The organism is Micromonospora sp. L31, assembly GCF_052068075.1.
Taxonomy (GTDB): Bacteria; Actinomycetota; Actinomycetes; order Mycobacteriales; family Micromonosporaceae; genus Micromonospora; species Micromonospora purpureochromogenes.
This window is the reverse complement of record NZ_JBQHDC010000006.1, coordinates 215,401-232,202: the sequence shown is the minus strand read 5'-3', so window position 1 is coordinate 232,202 and position 16,802 is coordinate 215,401. Positions and strand designations below refer to the sequence as shown.

General features: G+C 75.5%; 14 protein-coding genes and 1 riboswitch. Of the genes, 8 read left to right on the top strand and 6 right to left on the bottom strand.

Translation table 11 applies throughout. The annotated features are described in order from the left end of the window. Positions 1–64: 64 nt before the first annotated feature. The 3 genes from ACTMS9_RS18525 to ACTMS9_RS18515 form a co-directional block, all read right to left on the bottom strand. On the bottom strand, positions 65–892 hold the full coding sequence (locus ACTMS9_RS18525) for an isocitrate lyase/PEP mutase family protein (protein WP_441165566.1): 828 nt from the start codon (positions 890–892) through the stop codon (positions 65–67). A 62-nt stretch (positions 893–954) separates the two neighbouring features. Continuing rightward, positions 955–2,475 carry a YbjN domain-containing protein gene (locus tag ACTMS9_RS18520; RefSeq protein ID WP_441165664.1) on the bottom strand — a complete coding sequence of 507 codons (1,521 nt, stop codon included), beginning with the start codon at positions 2,473–2,475 and terminating at the stop codon, positions 955–957. A gap of 80 nt (positions 2,476–2,555) precedes the next feature. Then, entirely contained in the window at positions 2,556–3,035 is a 480-nt protein-coding gene (locus ACTMS9_RS18515) for a YbjN domain-containing protein (RefSeq protein WP_088963396.1), read from the bottom strand. Between the two features lie 114 nt (positions 3,036–3,149). On the opposite strand from ACTMS9_RS18515, the gene ACTMS9_RS18510 reads away from it, so the two are divergent. Next, positions 3,150–5,600 (top strand): DNA translocase FtsK, encoded by a 2,451-nt coding sequence (locus ACTMS9_RS18510; protein WP_441165565.1) that lies wholly within the window; start codon positions 3,150–3,152, stop codon positions 5,598–5,600. Between the two features lie 192 nt (positions 5,601–5,792). Here ACTMS9_RS18510 and ACTMS9_RS18505 read toward each other — a convergent pair whose 3' ends face one another. Both ACTMS9_RS18505 and ACTMS9_RS18500 read right to left on the bottom strand, forming a co-directional pair. Continuing rightward, entirely contained in the window at positions 5,793–6,038 is a 246-nt protein-coding gene (locus tag ACTMS9_RS18505; protein WP_154942785.1) for a hypothetical protein, read from the bottom strand. A gap of 112 nt (positions 6,039–6,150) precedes the next feature. Beyond that, a complete protein-coding gene (locus ACTMS9_RS18500; protein WP_441144353.1) occupies positions 6,151–6,465 on the bottom strand; it encodes a DMT family transporter in 315 nt (104 codons plus the stop codon). Positions 6,466–6,527: 62 nt separating this feature from the next. After that, positions 6,528–6,592, bottom strand: a riboswitch (guanidine-III (ykkC-III) riboswitch). Positions 6,593–6,681: 89 nt separating this feature from the next. Here ACTMS9_RS18500 and ACTMS9_RS18495 point away from each other — a divergent pair. The 7 genes from ACTMS9_RS18495 to pspM all read left to right on the top strand — a co-directional run bounded on the left by ACTMS9_RS18495 (position 6,682) and on the right by pspM (position 13,023). Further along, positions 6,682–7,605, top strand: coding sequence for an ornithine cyclodeaminase family protein (locus tag ACTMS9_RS18495; RefSeq protein ID WP_441165564.1), 924 nt, complete (start codon positions 6,682–6,684; stop codon positions 7,603–7,605). 75 nt (positions 7,606–7,680) lie between these two features. After that, complete coding sequence (rimO, locus tag ACTMS9_RS18490) at positions 7,681–9,180, top strand: 30S ribosomal protein S12 methylthiotransferase RimO (RefSeq protein ID WP_441165563.1); 1,500 nt, start codon at positions 7,681–7,683, stop codon at positions 9,178–9,180. Positions 9,181–9,257: 77 nt separating this feature from the next. Then, positions 9,258–9,845, top strand: a complete 588-nt coding sequence (gene pgsA / locus ACTMS9_RS18485) for a CDP-diacylglycerol--glycerol-3-phosphate 3-phosphatidyltransferase (protein WP_154942788.1) — start codon at positions 9,258–9,260, stop codon at positions 9,843–9,845. A gap of 121 nt (positions 9,846–9,966) precedes the next feature. Next, positions 9,967–10,530 carry a CinA family protein gene (locus ACTMS9_RS18480; RefSeq protein ID WP_441144347.1) on the top strand — a complete coding sequence of 188 codons (564 nt, stop codon included), beginning with the start codon at positions 9,967–9,969 and terminating at the stop codon, positions 10,528–10,530. Positions 10,531–10,689: 159 nt separating this feature from the next. Continuing rightward, on the top strand, positions 10,690–11,136 hold the full coding sequence (locus ACTMS9_RS18475) for a helix-turn-helix domain-containing protein (RefSeq protein ID WP_441144345.1): 447 nt from the start codon (positions 10,690–10,692) through the stop codon (positions 11,134–11,136). 193 nt (positions 11,137–11,329) lie between these two features. Next, the gene (locus ACTMS9_RS18470) at positions 11,330–12,214 is read left to right on the top strand and encodes a PspA/IM30 family protein (RefSeq protein ID WP_441144343.1); all 885 of its coding nucleotides are present in this window, start codon (positions 11,330–11,332) and stop codon (positions 12,212–12,214) included. Between the two features lie 23 nt (positions 12,215–12,237). Beyond that, positions 12,238–13,023, top strand: a complete 786-nt coding sequence (gene pspM / locus ACTMS9_RS18465) for a phage shock envelope stress response protein PspM (RefSeq protein WP_441144341.1) — start codon at positions 12,238–12,240, stop codon at positions 13,021–13,023. A gap of 36 nt (positions 13,024–13,059) precedes the next feature. On the opposite strand, the gene ACTMS9_RS18460 is transcribed toward pspM, so the two are convergent. Further along, entirely contained in the window at positions 13,060–16,668 is a 3,609-nt protein-coding gene (locus ACTMS9_RS18460; protein WP_441165562.1) for a hypothetical protein, read from the bottom strand. Between the last annotated feature and the right edge of the window lie 134 nt (positions 16,669–16,802).

Below are 16,802 nucleotides of genomic sequence, written 5' to 3'. Positions count from 1 at the left end.
CATGGCGCGCGGAATGGCCACGCTTTCTCGGAAAGTGCGCGCTGGGGTGGGGGGTGGGGGGCGGTCAGCGGAGGAGGGCGTTCAGGTCGCCGTAGGAGGTGGCGGGGGTGAGGGCGGTGTAGGTGCCGCCGGTCAGCGTTTCGGTGGCGGCCCGCCGGACCAGGCCGTACGCGGCCTCGGCCAGGGACGAGCCGAGGCTGACCCGGGCCACGCCCAGGTCGGCCAGGGTGGTCACGGTGGGTGCGCCCGGGCTGGCGAGCACGTTCACCGGTCCGTCCACCCCGGACACCAGCGCGGCGATGCTCGCCACGTCGACCACCCCCGGCACGAAGACGCCGTCCGCCCCGGCCGCCCGGAACGCCTCGGCCCGGCGCAGGGTCTCGGCGAGTCGCTGCGCCGGTTCGCCGACCGCCCGCAGGTAGGTGTCGATGCGGGCGTTGACGAAGAGCGCCACCCCGGCGGCCTCGGCGGCCTGGCGGGCGGCGGCGATCCGGGCGCACTGCTCCGTCGTGGGGCGCAGTCGGGTCGGGTCGTCCGGGTCGGCGTCCTCGATGTTGATTCCCACTGCGCCGGCGGCCAGCACCTCGGTGACGGTCCGGGCGACGCCGGCCGGGTCGGCGGCGTACCCGTCCTCGATGTCGGCGGTGACCGGCACCGTCACCGCCGCGGCGATCCGGGCCAGTGGCGTGAGTGCCCGGCTGCGGTCCAGCGCCCCGCCGTCGGCGACGCCGAGGGCCCAGGCGATGCCGGCGCTGGTGGTGGCCACCGCCTCGGCCCCGCACTCCTCGACCAGGCGGGCGCTGGCCACGTCCCACGCGTTGGGCAGGACGAGCGGTGTACCGGGCCGGTGCAGGGCGCGCAGCCGGGCGGCCCGCTGCTGTGGTGTCGTCATGCGGCAAGTCCACCAGCGCGGCGCGTCGGCGTCCGGCGGCTTTCGGACCTCACCCGCGCCGGTCAGGGCAGCGCGGCGACCGCGTCCGCGTACGCGACGCCGGTGGCGACCGCCGCGTCGACCAGGACGCCGAGCTGTGCCGGGGCCACCCCGTGCTCCAGGTCGGTGGTCACGTCGCCGGCCAGCACCAGCTCGCCCTCGCCCAGGTCGTGCACGTACGCCTTCGGCAGCAGCCGGTCGTGGTTCCAGGCGTTGCAGAACTCGTACGCCTCGGTCAGCCGGGCCACCGGGAGTCGCCGGGCCGCCACCACCCGGGCGTGCAGGATCTCGCCGCGCCGCCCGACCTGCCGGAACTGGATCACCGCCTCGTGCCAGCGTCCGACCACCACCGGACCGGCGTCCACCGCGTAGACGTCGCCCCGGCGGTCCAGCACCGCGGTGATCATCGACAGGCTCAGCGGGGCCAGCTCGTCGGCGGCCGGGGCGAACGGCGGGTCCATCGCCGGGTCGTCGCCGGTCTCCTCGTCGGGCAGCGGCACCGGCGTGGCCAGCGGCCGCTCCGCCAGCCAGGAGGCGATCCGGCCGGACTGGTGCCCGGTGCCGTTGCGCGCGTCGAAGCTGCCGGCCAGCCCGGTGGCCAGGGTCAGCAGGTCGGTGCCGAGGGTCTCCACGTCCACCTCCGCCGCCGGCCGGCTGCCGTGCGCCGGGCGGTGCACCCGCCGCCCGGCCAGCCCCGCCTCGGCGGCGAGGGCGCAGACCAGCGCCCCGGCGGCGGCGAACTCCATCGCGGACAGGTCGTCGTACGGGTGGTCCAGCCGGGGCAGCTGCTCGGCGAGGATGTCCAGCCCCCGGCCGGGGTGCCCGGCCAGCGCGCAGAAGCGCAGGTGCGCGGCGAGGTACGGGAACGCCCCCCGCTCCCGCCGGTGCCGCCGGTACGCCCGCAGGTGCGCCTGCCCGGCCCGCTCCGCCTCGCCGGTGCGCAGCCACGGCAGCAGCGCCACGGCCAGCGCCCGCTCGGGCGAGTCGGTGCAGTCCACCGCGCCGTCGAGGACGGGACGCAACGTCGCCAGCGCCGCCTGGTCGTCGCCCCACCCGGCGAGCAGCTCCGCGCGGCGGGCCGGCAGGCAGCCGGGGCAGCCGGCGGTCGGGTCGGGCTCGGCGGCGGCCCAGTCGTCGTACCGGCGGCGGGCGGTGGGCTCGTCGCCGAGGTGGTCGGCGAGCCGGCAGCGCAGCTGGGCGACGAGCCCGGTCCGCTCGCCGGCCCGCCGCGCCAGGTCGTCGAGGAGGGCCCGGGCCTGGTCCAGGCCGACCCGCGGGGTGCCGATCGCCGCCTCGACCGCGTAGCGCTGGTGCCGGCGCAGCAGCTCGGCGTCGCCGGGGCGTTCGGTCAGCAGGCCGGGGGACCGGTCGACGGCCGCCAGGCAGCGCCGCACCGGCTCGGCCAGCCGCCACCGCTCCCCGTGCAGCAGGTACGCCTCGACCAGCGCGAACCGGGCGTCCAGCCCGGAGTGCGCGTCGCCCAGCGCGTCGGCCCGGGCGGCGATCCGGTCCAGCTCGGCGAAGCGGGCCTCGCCGTCGGGCATGTCCCGGGCGTCGGCCAGCGCCGCGACCAGCTCCGGGACGCGGCCGGTCAGTCCGCGCCCGACGGGCTCGCCCCGGCCGGTCACCGGGTCGTCCCGCCGGGAAGCTGGGCGACGGCGGCGGCCAGCTGGCAGCCGGTGGAGATGCCGCAGTCGAGGAGCTGGTCGAGCTGGTGCGGGGTCACCCCCCGTTCCAGGTCGGTGATCACCTCGCCGCAGACCCGGGCCACCCCCTCGTCGTCGACGTGCACGAACGCCTTGGGCCAGAGCCGGTCGTGGTTCCAGGAGTTGCAGAAGGCGTAGAGCGTCGGGACGTACTCGATGCCGAAGGCCGGGGCGGCCATGGTGCGGACCTGGAGCAGCTCGCCGGCCTCGCCGGGGCGCAGGAACCAGATGAGGTTGTCGTCCCAGCGGCCGACCAGGTCGCCGTCGGCGTCGGCGGAGAAGGCGTACCCGCGGTTGCCGAGCACCGCGGCGATCAGTTCGCCGGTCAGCGGCCGCAGGGCCTGCGGGTGCCCGGCCAGGGGGTCGTCCGGACCGTCCTCGAAAGCAGGCGACGCCATCGGGCATCCCTTCCTGAGGCAAATAACACGTCTGTGGGCGTGGTCCGTGCTGCGACGCGCGGACACGACCCGGAAAAGCGGCGATCTCCCGGGTCACGCCGTTACGGTGACTGTATGGCGGGCCGTACCTCTCAGGCGAGCCGGCGACGCGGCGCGTCGCCGCGCGGTACCACGAACAGCCGTGCCCGCCAGCCGGCGAAGAAGGCCACCCGGGCGACCGCCCGGCGGCGAACGGCGGCCCGGCCCGGCCCGGCGGTCTACCTCGGACGCGCGGTCGGTGCACTGTGGATGGGGCTGGCGCACGGCGTGGGCTGGGCGGTCCGCGCCGCCGGCCGGCAGGCCGCCTCCGCCCGCGACCTCGACCCGGAACACCGCCGCGACGGCGCCGGGCTGCTGCTGTTCGGCCTGGCCATCCTGAGCGGGGTGGGGATCTGGTTCTCCGGCGCGGGCCCGCTCGGCGCCCGGCTCGCCGACACCGTCCGGCTCTTCCTCGGCGCGATCGCGATCGTGGTGCCGGTGCTGCTGATGATCGGCGCCTGGCGGCTGATGCGCACGCCCGCCGACCCGGAACACCGGGGCCGTGGCCTGGTCGGCTGGGGCTCGATGCTGGTGGCCACGGCGGCGATGCTGCACATCGGACAGGACCCGGTCGACCCGGTGCAGCGCGACTACGCCGGCGGGCTGGTCGGCGCCGGGGTCGGCGACCTGCTGGAGGCGGGGGTCACCGCCTGGGTGGCGGTGCCGCTGCTCATCCTGCTGCTCGTCTTCGGTCTGCTGGTGGTCACCGCGACCCCGATCAACAAGATCCCCGAGCGGCTCGGCCTGCTCGCCGGCACGCTGGTCGCGCCGCCGGCCGACCCGGCGGCGGAGGAGGACCCGGCCGCGAAGCCGGCCCGCCGCCGGCCGGCGAAGCGGACCGCGCCGCCGCCGCTGGACCCGGATGACCTCGACGACGAGGACGCGGTCAACCTCCAGGACACCCTGGTGCTGCCCCGCAAGCCGAAGGTGCCGGCCAGCCGCAAGCCGGTCGAGCCGCCGGAGCACTCGCCCGCGCCCACCCGCGCCGAGCAGCTCGCGCTCACCGGGCTGGCCGGCGACTACACACTGCCGCCGGCGAACATGCTCAGCAGCGGCGCCGCGCCGAAGACCCGCAGCAAGGCCAACGATGAGGTGATCGCGGCGCTGACCGGCGTCTTCGAGCAGTTCGACGTGGACGCCGCGGTCACCGGCTTCACCCGGGGCCCGACGGTCACCCGCTACGAGGTGGAACTCGGGCACGGGGTCAAGGTCGAGCGGATCACCCAGCTCTCCCGCAACATCGCGTACGCGGTGAAGTCGCCGGACGTGCGGATCCTCAGCCCGATCCCGGGCAAGAGCGCGGTCGGCGTGGAGATCCCGAACACCGACCCGGAGAACGTCGCCCTCGGCGACGTGCTGCGCTCCCGGGCCGCCACCAGCGACCACCACCCGATGGTGGTGGCGCTCGGCAAGGACATCGAGGGCGGCTACGTGGTGGCCAACCTGGCCAAGATGCCGCACATCCTGATCGCCGGCGCGACCGGCGCGGGCAAGTCGTCCTGCCTGAACTCGCTGCTGGTGTCGATCCTCACCCGGGCCACCCCGGACGAGGTGCGGCTGCTGCTGATCGACCCGAAGCGGGTCGAGATGACCGGGTACGAGGGCATCCCGCACCTGGTCACGCCGATCGTGACCAACGCGAAGAAGGCGGCCGACTCGCTGGACTGGGTCGTCCGCGAGATGGACATGCGCTACGACGACCTCGCCGCCAACGGGGTCCGGCACATCGACGACTTCAACCGCAAGGTGCGCAACGGCGAGATCAAGGCCCCGCCGGGCAGCGAGCGGGAGATGCGCCCGTACCCGTACCTGCTGGTGATCGTCGACGAGCTGGCCGACCTGATGATGGTCGCCCCGCGCGACGTGGAGGACTCGGTCGTCCGGATCACCCAGCTGGCCCGCGCGGCCGGCATCCACCTGGTGCTGGCCACCCAGCGCCCCTCGGTCGACGTGGTCACCGGCCTGATCAAGGCGAACGTGCCGTCCCGGCTGGCGTTCGCCACCTCCTCGCTGGCCGACTCGCGGGTCATCCTCGACCAGCCGGGCGCGGAGAAGCTGCTCGGCCGGGGCGACGGGCTCTTCCTGCCGATGGGCGCCTCCAAGCCGGTGCGCATCCAGGGCGCCTGGGTGACCGAGCGCGAGATCGCCGACGTGGTGAAGTTCTGCAAGGACCAGCGCGAGCCGGAGTTCCGCCCGGACGTGCTGGCCCCCGCGCAGGACAGCAGGAAGAAGATCGACGAGGACATCGGCGACGACCTGGACCTGCTGGTGCAGGCGGTCGAGCTGGTGGTCACCTCGCAGTTCGGTTCGACCTCGATGCTCCAGCGCAAGCTGCGGGTCGGCTTCGCCAAGGCGGGCCGGCTGATGGATCTGATGGAGACCCGGGGCGTGGTCGGCCCGTCCGAGGGTTCCAAGGCCCGCGACGTGCTGGTCAAGCCGGACGAGCTGGAAGAGGTCCTGGTCGGCCTGCGCGGCGCCGAGGACTGACGGTCCCGGCCCGGTGGCCGGCGCCCCGCGTGCCGACGCGGCGACATCCCGCGGCCCGGTCGCCCAGACGTCGGCGACCAGCCGATCCACCGCCCCCGACAGAACCGCCAGGTGCGCGCCGTGACGCAACGCGGGTCGTGACACGACGAGGCCCGCCGGAATCCGGCGGGCCTCGTGGGGAGTCTGCGGTGGTCAGTTGTTGATGATCGCGGCGACGAGGGCGACACCGATGATGGCGCCCACGACGCTGGCGGCGGCGGCGTACCAGCCGAGTGGCTTGTCGCCGAGCACCGCGCCGACGATGCCGAGCACCAGGCCGGCGATACCGAAGATCACCGGCGCCACGAAGATGGCGACGACGGCGAAGACGAAGGCCAGGATCGTGCAGATCCGGGCGGCGTTGCTGCGCGGGCGGGCGGTCGCGTGCATGTCGGCCATGACGTCCTCCGTGGTGAGAGCCTCTTGGGTGTCCGGCCGCTGTCTACCCACTCCGGCCTCGGACTACTCATCAGGGCCGATACCGCTCGTCCCGGCGCGCCCCCTCGGGGGTTCAGTGGTAGAGCTTGAGCCCGACCACGCCGGCGACCACCAGGAGCAGGCAGACGATCCGGGCGAGGCTGGCCGACTCGCCGAGCGCCAGCATCCCGTACCCGGCGGTGCCGACCGCGCCGATGCCGACCCAGATCGCGTAGCCGGTGCCGACCGGGATCTCGCGCAGCGCGTACGCCAGCCCGAGCATGCTGAGCACCAGGGTGACCAGGAAGACGACGGAGGGCAGCGGGCGGCTGAAGCCGGCGCTGCGGTCGAGCGACACCGCCCACGCGGTCTCCAGCAGGCCGGAGAGCACCAGCACGATCCAGGCCACGGGTCATCACCTCGCGAAGCGGGCCCGGACCCTCGCGGCCCGGGACGAGTCGGTCTGCCTGTCGCGGGGCGTCTTGGCCTGACCGGGTACGCCCACCACTCGTCCGGGACGGCCGGGCCGCCACCGCCGACGCTAACACCGCCCGGGGCGGGCGAGTGGTGATCTCGCGCACCAGTGGTTGAGCTGAACCTGACTTCAGGTTGCAGGATGGCAAGCATGACGCTGATCTTCACCGACCGGGAGGTTGCTGCCGCCCTGGACGCTTCGGCGACCGTCGCGGCGATGCGGGACGCGCTGCTGGCCGCCCACGCCGGCCGGCTCGTCGCCCCGCCCCGGGCGGCCGCCCCGCTGGACGGCGGGCGGATGGTGCTCACCGCCGGCCACCTCACCGGTGAGTGGTACGGCTTCCGGTCGTACGACACCTTCGGGTTGCCGGAGTCCGAGCAGCTGGTGGTGCTGCACGACGGGCGTACCGGGGCGGTGCGGGCGGTGGCGGTCGGCGAGGAGCTGGGCTCCCGGCGTACCGGGGGATTGGGTGGGGTCGCGGTGGACGCGCTGGCGCGGCCGGACGCGGCCACCCTCGGGGTGATCGGCTCCGGCCGGCAGGCCTGGACGCAGGTCTGGGCCGCCGCGGCGGTACGCCCGCTGCGCGAGGTGACGGTGCACAGCCGCTCGGCCGCCCGCCGGGAGGCGTTCGCGGCCCGGGTCCGCGCCGAGCTGGCGGTGCCGGCCCGCGCCGTGGACTCGCCCCGGGCGGCGGTTTGGGACCGGGACGTGGTGGTGCTCGCCACCACCAGCACGACGCCGGTGCTGGACGCCGCCGACCTCGCCCCGGGCACCCACGTCAACGCGGTCGGCTTCAAGCAGGCCGACCGGCACGAGTTCGGCCGCGACCTGCTGGACCTCGCCGATCTGCTGGTCACCGACTCGCCGGCCCAGGCGGGCGCCTACTCCCCGCCGATGCTGGCCGCCGTCGAGCCGTACGCGGGCCGGCTGCGCGACCTGGGCGCGGTGCTGGCCGGCGCGGTCCCCGGCCGGACCGGCGCGGACCAGGTCTCGCTCTTCTGCTCCACCGGCCTGGCCGGCACGGAGGTCTTCCTCCTCGACCGGCTGGTGCGGGTGGGCGCGGCGGCGGTCTGACCGGTCGCGGATGTGAGCCGGCCGATGCGGCGGCCCGCCGTTGCCGGCCCCCGCCCCGCCGCCCGGTACCCTCGGATGGTGTCTGCCACCTCCCCCTCTGCCTCCGACGGCCGCCGTGTCGCCCTGCTGACCCTGGGCTGTGCCCGCAACGAGGTCGACTCGGAGGAGCTGGCCGCCCGGCTGCACGCCGACGGCTGGCAGGTCACCACCGACGGCGAGGGCGCCGACGTGGTGGTCGTCAACACCTGCGGCTTCGTGGAGAAGGCCAAGCAGGACTCCATCCAGACCCTGCTCGCCGCCGCCGACACCGGCGCCAAGGTGGTCGCGGCCGGCTGCATGGCCGAGCGGTACGGGCGTGAGCTGGCCGACAGCCTCCCCGAGGCGCAGGCGGTGCTCAGCTTCGACGACTACCCGGAGATCTCCGCCCGGCTGAACGCGGTCGTCGCCGGCGAGGCGGTCGCCGCGCACACCCCGCGCGACCGGCGCGAGCTGCTGCCGCTCACCCCGGTCTCCCGCCGGGACAGCGCGGTCTCGCTGCCCGGGCACGGCACCCCCACCCGGGGCGTCACCGAGACCGACGAGCACACCCCGGCCCACCTGCGCCAGGTGCTGCGCCGCCGGCTCGACACCGGCCCGGTCGCCTCGCTGAAGCTGGCCAGCGGCTGCGACCGGCGCTGCGCGTTCTGCGCGATCCCCGCCTTCCGCGGCGCCTTCGTCTCGCGTACGCCCGACGAGCTGCTGGCCGAGGCGGAGTGGCTGGCCAAGACCGGCGTCCGTGAGCTGGTGCTGGTCAGCGAGAACTCCACCTCGTACGGCAAGGACCTGGGCGACCCCCGGGCGCTGGAGAAGCTGCTGCCGCAGCTGGCCGCCATCGACGGCATCGTCCGGGTGCGGGCGAGCTACCTCCAGCCCGCCGAGACCCGGCCCGGCCTGGTCGAGGCGATCGCCACCACGCCGGGCGTGGCGCCCTACTTCGACCTGTCCTTCCAGCACTCCAGCGAGCCGGTGCTGCGCCGGATGCGCCGTTTCGGCTCCACCGACCGGTTCCTGGAGCTGCTGGCGGGGGCCCGGTCCCTGGCGCCGGAGGCCGGCGCGCGGAGCAACTTCATCGTGGGCTTCCCCGGCGAGACCCGCGCCGACATCGACGAGCTGGTCCGGTTCCTGACCGAGGCGCGTCTCGACGCGATCGGCATGTTCGACTACAGCGACGAGGACGGCACCGAGGCCGCCGGCCTGCCCGGCAAGGTCTCCGCCGCCACCGTCAAGCGCCGCTACGACAAGCTCAGCGCGCTCGCCGACGAGCTCTGCTCGCAGCGGGCCGAGGAGCGGCTCTCCTCGACCGTCGAGGTGCTGGTCGACTCGGTCGACGGCGGCGTGGTCGAGGGGCGGGCGGCCCACCAGGCCCCCGAGGTCGACGGCTCGACCACGCTGGTCGCGCCGGTCGGCGGCGGGGTCGACCTGGCCGCGCTGCGCCCCGGCGACCTGGTCCGGGCGACGGTCACCGCGACCGAGGGTGTCGACCTGATCGCCGTGCCGGATGAGATGATCTCGGCGGCGCCCGGCGCGGAACGGTGACGGCGGGTCCGGAGGAAGCGGGGGAGCCACGTGGTGCGGTGCCTGGTACGCCCCGGCGGCCCGAACGGGGTGCGGCCGTGACCGGGGCGACGGAGTCGGCGCCGGTGGTCGCCCGGGTGCCGGTGCTCAACGCGGCCAACGCGCTGACCGCCCTGCGGCTTGTGCTGGTGCCGGTCTTCGCGGCGTCGGTGATCGTCTCCGGGACGACCCACGCCGGCTGGCAGATGGCCGCCTGTCTGATCTTCGTGGTCGCCTCGGCGACCGACCTGGTCGACGGCTGGATCGCCCGCCGGTTCAAGCTCGTCACCTCGGTCGGCAAGGTCGCCGACCCGATCGCCGACAAGGCGCTCACCGGGGCCGCCCTGGTGCTGCTCTCCTGGTACGACCGGCTGCCCTGGTGGGTGACGGCGGTGATCCTGGTGCGGGAGTGGGGCGTCACCGCGCTGCGCTTCTGGGTGATCCGGCGCGGCGTGATCGCGGCCAGCCGGGGCGGCAAGATCAAAACGGCGCTGCAGATCCTCGCGATCACCTGGTACCTCTGGCCGCTGCCGGCCGACCTCGCCGCCGTCGGCCCGTGGATCATGGCCGCCGCCGTGGTGGTCACCGTGGTCACCGGTTTCGACTACGTCGCCCAGGCGCTGCGCCTGCGCCGCCCCGCCCGCTGACCGCACCCCTGCCGACCTCGCCGTCGCCGGGGCGGGGTCCGGCGGGTCGCCGCAACAGCGTGACCAGCGCCTCCGGGCGGAGGATGAGTAGCCGCCGGCCGGCGGGGAAGGGGAGCGGGACATGGGGACGGATGCGAACAACGAGCGGCCCGCCGGGAGTCCGGCGGCGGCCGTGGTGCACAGCCTGCACGAGCGGCACGAGACGCTGGCCACCGTCGAGTCCCTGACCGGTGGGCTGCTCTCCGCCTCGATCGTGGAGATCGCCGGGGTCAGCGGGGTCTACCGGGGTGGCCTGGTCACGTACGCCACCGAGCTGAAGTCGGAGCTGGCCGGCGTACCGGCGGAGCTGCTGGCGGAGCGCGGGCCGGTCGACCCGGACGTGGCGCGGGCGCTCGCCGAGGGCGGGCGGCGGCGCTGCGGGGCGGACTGGGGGCTGGCCACCACCGGCGTCGCCGGGCCGGACCCGCAGGACGGCAAGCCGGTCGGGCTGGTCTACGTCGCGGCGGCCGGGCCGGCCGGCACGGTCGTCCGCCAGCTGGACCTCGACGGTGGCCGGGACCACATCCGCTCCGCCGCGGTGATCGAGGCGCTGCGGCTGCTGGTCGAGCGGATCCAGGCCGCCGACGACCCGGCCGGGGCGGACGTGGACGACGACGCCACCGCCGCGGCGGCCGGCCGGCGGTGACCGGAGATCGGATTTGACGGGCGGGGTGGGATGTCGGCGGGGCGGGCAACGGGTACGGTTGCGGGAAGGCTCCGGCGCGACGCCGGCGACGGCGCGGGTGACCGTGTGCGGCGCGGGCGGATGCCCGGGCGAGAGGGATTCCCGTCAGGGGGAGGTGCGATGATCCTGCTACGCCGCGTGATCGGCGACGCTCTGCGGGCGCGCCGACAGGGTCAGCACCGCACCCTGCGTGAGGTCTCGACCGCCGCCAACGTCAGCCTCGGCTACCTGTCCGAGATCGAACGCGGCCAGAAGGAGCCCTCCAGCGAGCTGCTGGCCGCGATCTGCGACGCCCTCGGCGCCCGGCTCTCCGAGCTGCTGCGCGAGGTCAGCGACACGGTGGCCCTCGCCGAGCAGATGCCGGGTGTGCTGGTGCCGATGCAGGACGAGCCGGCCGAGCCGACGCCGGCCCCGGTGGCCGTGCGCAAGGCCACCAACCGGGGCGTCCGCCAGGTCACCTCGGACGGCAAGGTGGCCGTCTCGGTCCGCCAGGACTCGCCGCTGAAGGCCACCCTGCGCAGCACCCGGGTCCGTCCCGCCGAGCGGGACGTGGTCTGCGCCGCCTGACCTGCCGCGCGTCGCGACGCATGGCCGGGTTCGCCCCCGCCGCGTAGGGTTGATCGCAGGCCGTACGGCGCACTCCCACGGTGCGGATGCCCGACTGGCGTCCGGCTGCCACGATGGGAGCACACCGCGTGGCCGGTCGGCCGGTCCGGCTCCGGTCGAGGCGCAGCGACGCTACTGAGGGGATACCGCGGAGATGGCGAACCCGTTCGTCAAGGGCTGGCACTACCTGATGGCGCTCTTCGGTGCCAAGATCGACGAGCACGCCGATCCGAAGGTGCAGATCCAGCAGGCCATCGAGGAGGCGCAGCGCCAGCACCAGGCGCTGGTCCAGCAGGCGGCCGCGGTGATCGGCAACCAGCGCCAGCTGGAGATGAAGCTCTCCCGGCAGATGTCCGAGGTCGAACGGCTCCAGGCCAACGCCCGGCAGGCGCTGGTCCTCGCCGACCAGGCCCGCGCCCGGGGCGACGAGACCGAGGCCGGCCGCTACGAGCAGTCCGCCCAGGTGCTGGCCACCCAGCTGGTCTCCGCCGAGCAGGCCACCGAGGACCTGAAGACCCTGCACGACCAGGCGCTCGGCGCCGCCGCCCAGGCCCGCCGCGCGGTCGAGAACAACTCGATGATCCTCCAGCAGAAGCTCGCCGAGCGCACCAAGCTGCTCAGCCAGCTGGAGCAGGCCAAGATGCAGGAGAGCGTGGCCCGCTCGCTGGAGTCGATGTCCGCGGTCACCGCCCCCGGCAACACCCCCTCGCTGGACGAGGTGCGCGACCGCATCGAGCGCCGCTACGCCAACGCGATGGGCCGTGCCGAGCTGGCCGGCAACTCCGTCGAGGGGCGGATGCTGGAGATCCAGAAGTCGACGCTGGACAGTGCCGGTTCGTCCCGGCTGGAGCAGATCCGCGCCAGCATGGCCGGTGACCAGCTCGGCAAGCAGGAACGACCGGGCGTGCAGCAGCAGACCCAGCCGGCCGCCCAGTCGGCCGCCCCGGCGGCCGACCCGGCCGCCGCCGCCCGGCTCGACGAGATCCGGGCGAGCATGACCCGCGACCGCGGCACGGGGGACACCACCGCCGCCGGCTGAGCGGACGGCACGAGGAGGTACGGGTGGCGGACGAGCGAGCACGACACTTCCGTCGGCTGCGCCGGTTGCGGCGTTCGGCCCGACGGTGGAGCGTCCTGGCCGGTGGGCTCGGCGGCGCGGCGGCGGTGCTGACCCCGTACGCGGGGCTCGGGCTGCCCGACGCGGCCTGGGCCGGCGCCGCGGGCAGCGCGGTGGCGCTGGCTGCCTGGCGCTGGGTCGACCTGCGGGCCCTCGCCGCCCGGCCGGCGCCGCCCGCCCTCGACCCGGCCGAGGCCGCCGCCCGGTCCCGGGCCCGGCTGGTCGCCGCCGTGGAGCGCCTTCCCGTCGGCCCGGGTGTGCTGGCCGAGGTGCGCCGGGTCCGGTCCCGGTTGGCGCTGCGCGGCACCACCGCCGCGCAGGCGTGGGCCCGGCTGGATCGGGCGGCGCTCACCCTCGCCGGGATGGCGCCCCGGCTGACCGGGCTGGCCGAGCCGGCGGTGCTGGAGGCCGCTGCGGCCGACCGCTCGCTGCGGGACCTGGCCGGCCGGGCGGCCAGCGTGGAACGCGCCCTCAAGCTGGCCCCGGCCGAGGCCCGGCCCCGCCTCGCCGAGGCGCACCGGACGCTGATCGGCCAGCTCGACAGCGGGGTGGCCGCGTACGAGGGGCTGGTGGCGGCGGCGGCCGGCTACGTCGCCGAGGACGCCCGCCCCAGCACCGAGCATCCGGCGGCCTCCCGGCTGACCGAGGCGACCGACCTGCTGCACGGCGTGGCGTCGGCCCTGGCCGAGCTGCGCGCCGTCGGCGAGCCACTGCGTTCTCCCAGCCGCTGACCGGCCCCGCCCGGGCAGACCGCTGCCCGGGCCGGCTCAGTCCGGCGTGGTGACCGGGATCGGGCCGGTGAACAGCGAGCTGCCGACCACGTTGAACGAGCGGATCCGGTAGTGGTAGGTCACGCCCCGGGCCAGCCCGGTGTTGGTGAAGCCGCGACCGGTGACGGTGAAGGTGGCCACCTCCCGGGTGAAGGACGGGTCGAGCGCCCGCTGCACGGTGAAGCCCGCGCCCGGCCCGTTCGGCGTACCCGCCGCCCAGTTCAGCACCACCGTGGCCGTGTCCGGCGCGGGGGCGCTCGGGGTGGCGGTCACCCCGGTCGGCACCGTCGGGGCCGGCGGGGTGGTCACCGTGGCCACCGTCGACCACGGCGACGCCGCGCCGAGGTACGTGGTGCGCACCCGGTAGTAGTACGTGGTGTCCGGGGCGACGGCCGGGTCGAGGTGGTTGTCCGCCACGCCGACCGCGGTGGTGGCCGGCCCGCTGGTGAAGGTGGGGTTGGTGGCCCGCTGCACGTCGATCCCGGTGGCGAAGGAGCGGTTCGTCCAGCGCAGCGCGATCCGCAGCGGCGCGGCCGGCGGGACGGCGGCGGCGATCCCGGTCGGCGCGCTGAGCCGTACCGACGCGGGGACGCTGTTGGACCAGGCCGAGCAGCTCACCGCGTTCTCCGCCCGGATCCGGTAGTGGTAGGTGACGCCGGGGGTGACCGTCGCGTCGGTGTACCGGGTGGCGGTGGCCGCCACCGTGATCGTGGTCAGCCCCTCGGTGAAGGCCGGGTCGGTGGCCCGCTGGAGCAGGTGGCTGCTGGCCGGCGGGCGGCTGCCGTTGCCGGTCCAGGCCAGGGCGATCGCCGGCAGCGCCGTCGCCGAGCCGGGCACCGGCGTCGCGGTGAGCCCGCTCGGCCCGCGGGGGGCGACCCGCAGCACCAGCGGCCGGCTCATCCCCAGGTCGCGGTGGCCGGCCGCGCCGCTGGACCAGCGGTACTCCCAGCCCAGGTTGACCAGCTGGTTGACCACCGTCGCCGGGCGCCCGTCCAGCGGGCTGACCGGGGTGGAGCCGACCCGGGCGCCGGCCGGGCGGGTCGGGTCGAGCAGCCGGAGACTGTCGCCGATCTTGAACGGCAGCGGGGGCACCACCGGGCGCAGCGCGACCACCACGTCCTCGGCCGGGTTCACCCGGATGGTCTCCTTCCAGCCCAGCTCCCCACCGTCCGGGGGCCGGACGGTGCCGTCCCAGCCGACCCGGTTGACCAGCTGCACGTCGCAGCCGCTGATCCGCACCACGTGCGTCTGCCGGCCGGTGCCGCTGATCCGCCACACCTGGGTGCCGTCGGCCGCCGCGCCCGGGAGCCCGTCCGGCTCGGCAGCGACCAGCACCTCGGTCGCCGGGTCGGCCGGACCCAGCGGCAGGGACGCCGGGCCGAGCGGCCCCGCGTGCGGGTGGGCGACGCCGAGCCGCCCGGCCTGCCGGCCGTGCCCCGGCTCGAAGACCTGCCCGACCGTCTTCACCTGGATCGGCAGGGTCACCGGGGCGGTGGCGCCGGCCGGCGTGAAGCTGACCGTGGTGGCGTGCACCGGCACCAGCGTCCGCCCGGCGGTACGGGTGCCGAAGGCCGCGTCGTACTCCGGCTGCGGCACGATCGGCGGTCGCTGGCTGGCCGCGTACGCCCCGGGCAGCCGTTCGACCAGGCGGCCCAGGTCGTACGGCTCGGCCGGGGTGCCGGCCACCCGGAACTGGAGCAGGGTGCGGGTGTTCGGGCCGTACCCGGGGCGGGTGCCGGCGACGCCGCCCTCGGCGCTGCGGTCCGGCGCGTCGCTGTGCTGGTCGTAGCGGGGATCGAAGCAGGGCAGCGGAGCCGGGGCGTCGTTGTAGAGGATCAGCGTGCCGCCGGGCGGGACGGTGGAGAAGTCCACCACCACATCGGCCCGTTCGCCGGGGGCGAGCAGCAGCGCGTGGGTGTCCACGTTGAGCACGGTCGGGTCGCGCCGGTCGTAGCGGTAGCCGACCGGCCGGTTCGGCACCACCACCGGCGCGGGGAGCAGGCCGCCCTCGTTGCCGATGCGGATCATGCGGGGCCCGGCCGCCCGGGGGTCGGGCACGCCACCCTCCCGCCCGTCGGTGGGCCAGTCGGTGGGCCGTCCCGAGGCGCGCATCGCCTCCGCCATCGGCACCTCGCCGGCCCCGGCGTCGGCCAGCGCGCCGTCCGGGTGCCACATGGCGGCGTCCGAGCGGGCCCGGTAGAGCGCCAGGTTGAGGCTGCGGTCGGTGCAGGCGTTGAGGATCCGGAACCGGTACGCCTTCGGCTGCACCTTCAGGTACGGGTACGCGGCCCCGTTGACCAGCGCGGTGTCCCCGTACGCCTCGGGCACCGCGCTCGGGTGCGGCAGGCCCGGCGCGCGGGGCGGCTCTTCCGGGGCGGCGACCGGGTCGTGGTGCGGGTTGTCCACCGGGCCGACCCAGAGTGGGTCGTCGCCGCCCGAACCGGGTACCCAGGGGCCGTAGTCCCACCGCCCGGTCGGGTTGCGCCCCGAGGTGACGTACGGGTTCTGCCGGGGCTGGTAGACGTGCGGGTGCCAGAGGTTGCCCCGGGCCCCCCACCGATCCCGGTCCCAGGTCGGGTCCTCGGCGGCGAGCTGGGCGTCGTCGGGGACGAACGTCTTGTCCTGGATCACCAGCGGGAACTGCTCGGCGGGCAGCACCCCGTCGGCCGCCAACCGCTCCTCGGCCGGGTCGGTGAGTAAATAGGGGGCCAGTTGTCCGGAGTAGACGGTCAGTCGGGACATCCCGAGGGTGTTGTCGTGCAGCCACATCAGCCGCCCGCTCTGCTCGTTCGGGAAGTAGAGCGTGGTGGCGCCCAGGCCGGGGGGCGGCATGTCCGGCACGTGGCTCAGCCCCGGCCCGTTCGGGTACGGGGTGATCTCGCCCGCCGGCGTCACCCACTGCCACGGGTTCCCGGCGCTGGTCCAGCCGGTCTGCGCGCCGGCCAGGTGCGGCACGGCCCGGTTCTGCGGGTACGGCGCCGGCCCGTCCAGCGGCCCGATGCCGGCACCGTCCAGGGTGGTGTCGACCGGAAGGAAGAGCTCGCCGGCCCGCCCGGTGGGCAGCTGGTTGATGAACTTGACCCGCACCGGCCGCCCCCGCCGCGCGACGATCATCGGCCCCAGGTGGTACGGCCGTTCCGGCGGGGCGACGGTGTTGTGCCCGTCGGGGTCGGTGCCGAGGTTGAGCTGCCGGTAGCCGCGCAGCCGGGTGGTGGGCAGGTCGCGGTGCAGCCGCTGGGTGTACTCGCAGAGCCCGATCTCGTAGTAGTCGCAGCCCGGGTAGCTGATGGTGTCCGGGACGGCCACCGGCAGGTGCGCGCCCAGCCCGTTGCGCCCGAGCGGACCGGGCAGCGGCAGCGCGTCGACGAACTTGCGGATGCCGGTGCCCGGCACCACCCGGCCGTGCCCGTCGAGCGCCGGCAGCGGGCTGTGCGCGAAGTTCGGTACCGGCCCGAAGCAGCGTGGGACGGCGGCCGGGTCCAGGCTGGCCGGCGCCGGTCCGGCCGGCTCGCCGGTACGCGCCGCCGGCACCGTCGGTCCACCGACGCGGTCGGTGCGGACGGCGCGGGCCGGCCAGCTGGAGCGCAGTCTGCGGAACAGGGCCATGGCTCTCCCCGGGGCCTGGGGGCACGAAGGCCGCCACCTCGACGTGGCGGGTGGTCGCGCCCGGCAGTGACGAGCGGTGAGCACTCAACCGCAGCATGCGACCTGGGAGGCCGGTTAGGAACTACCCAATCGTC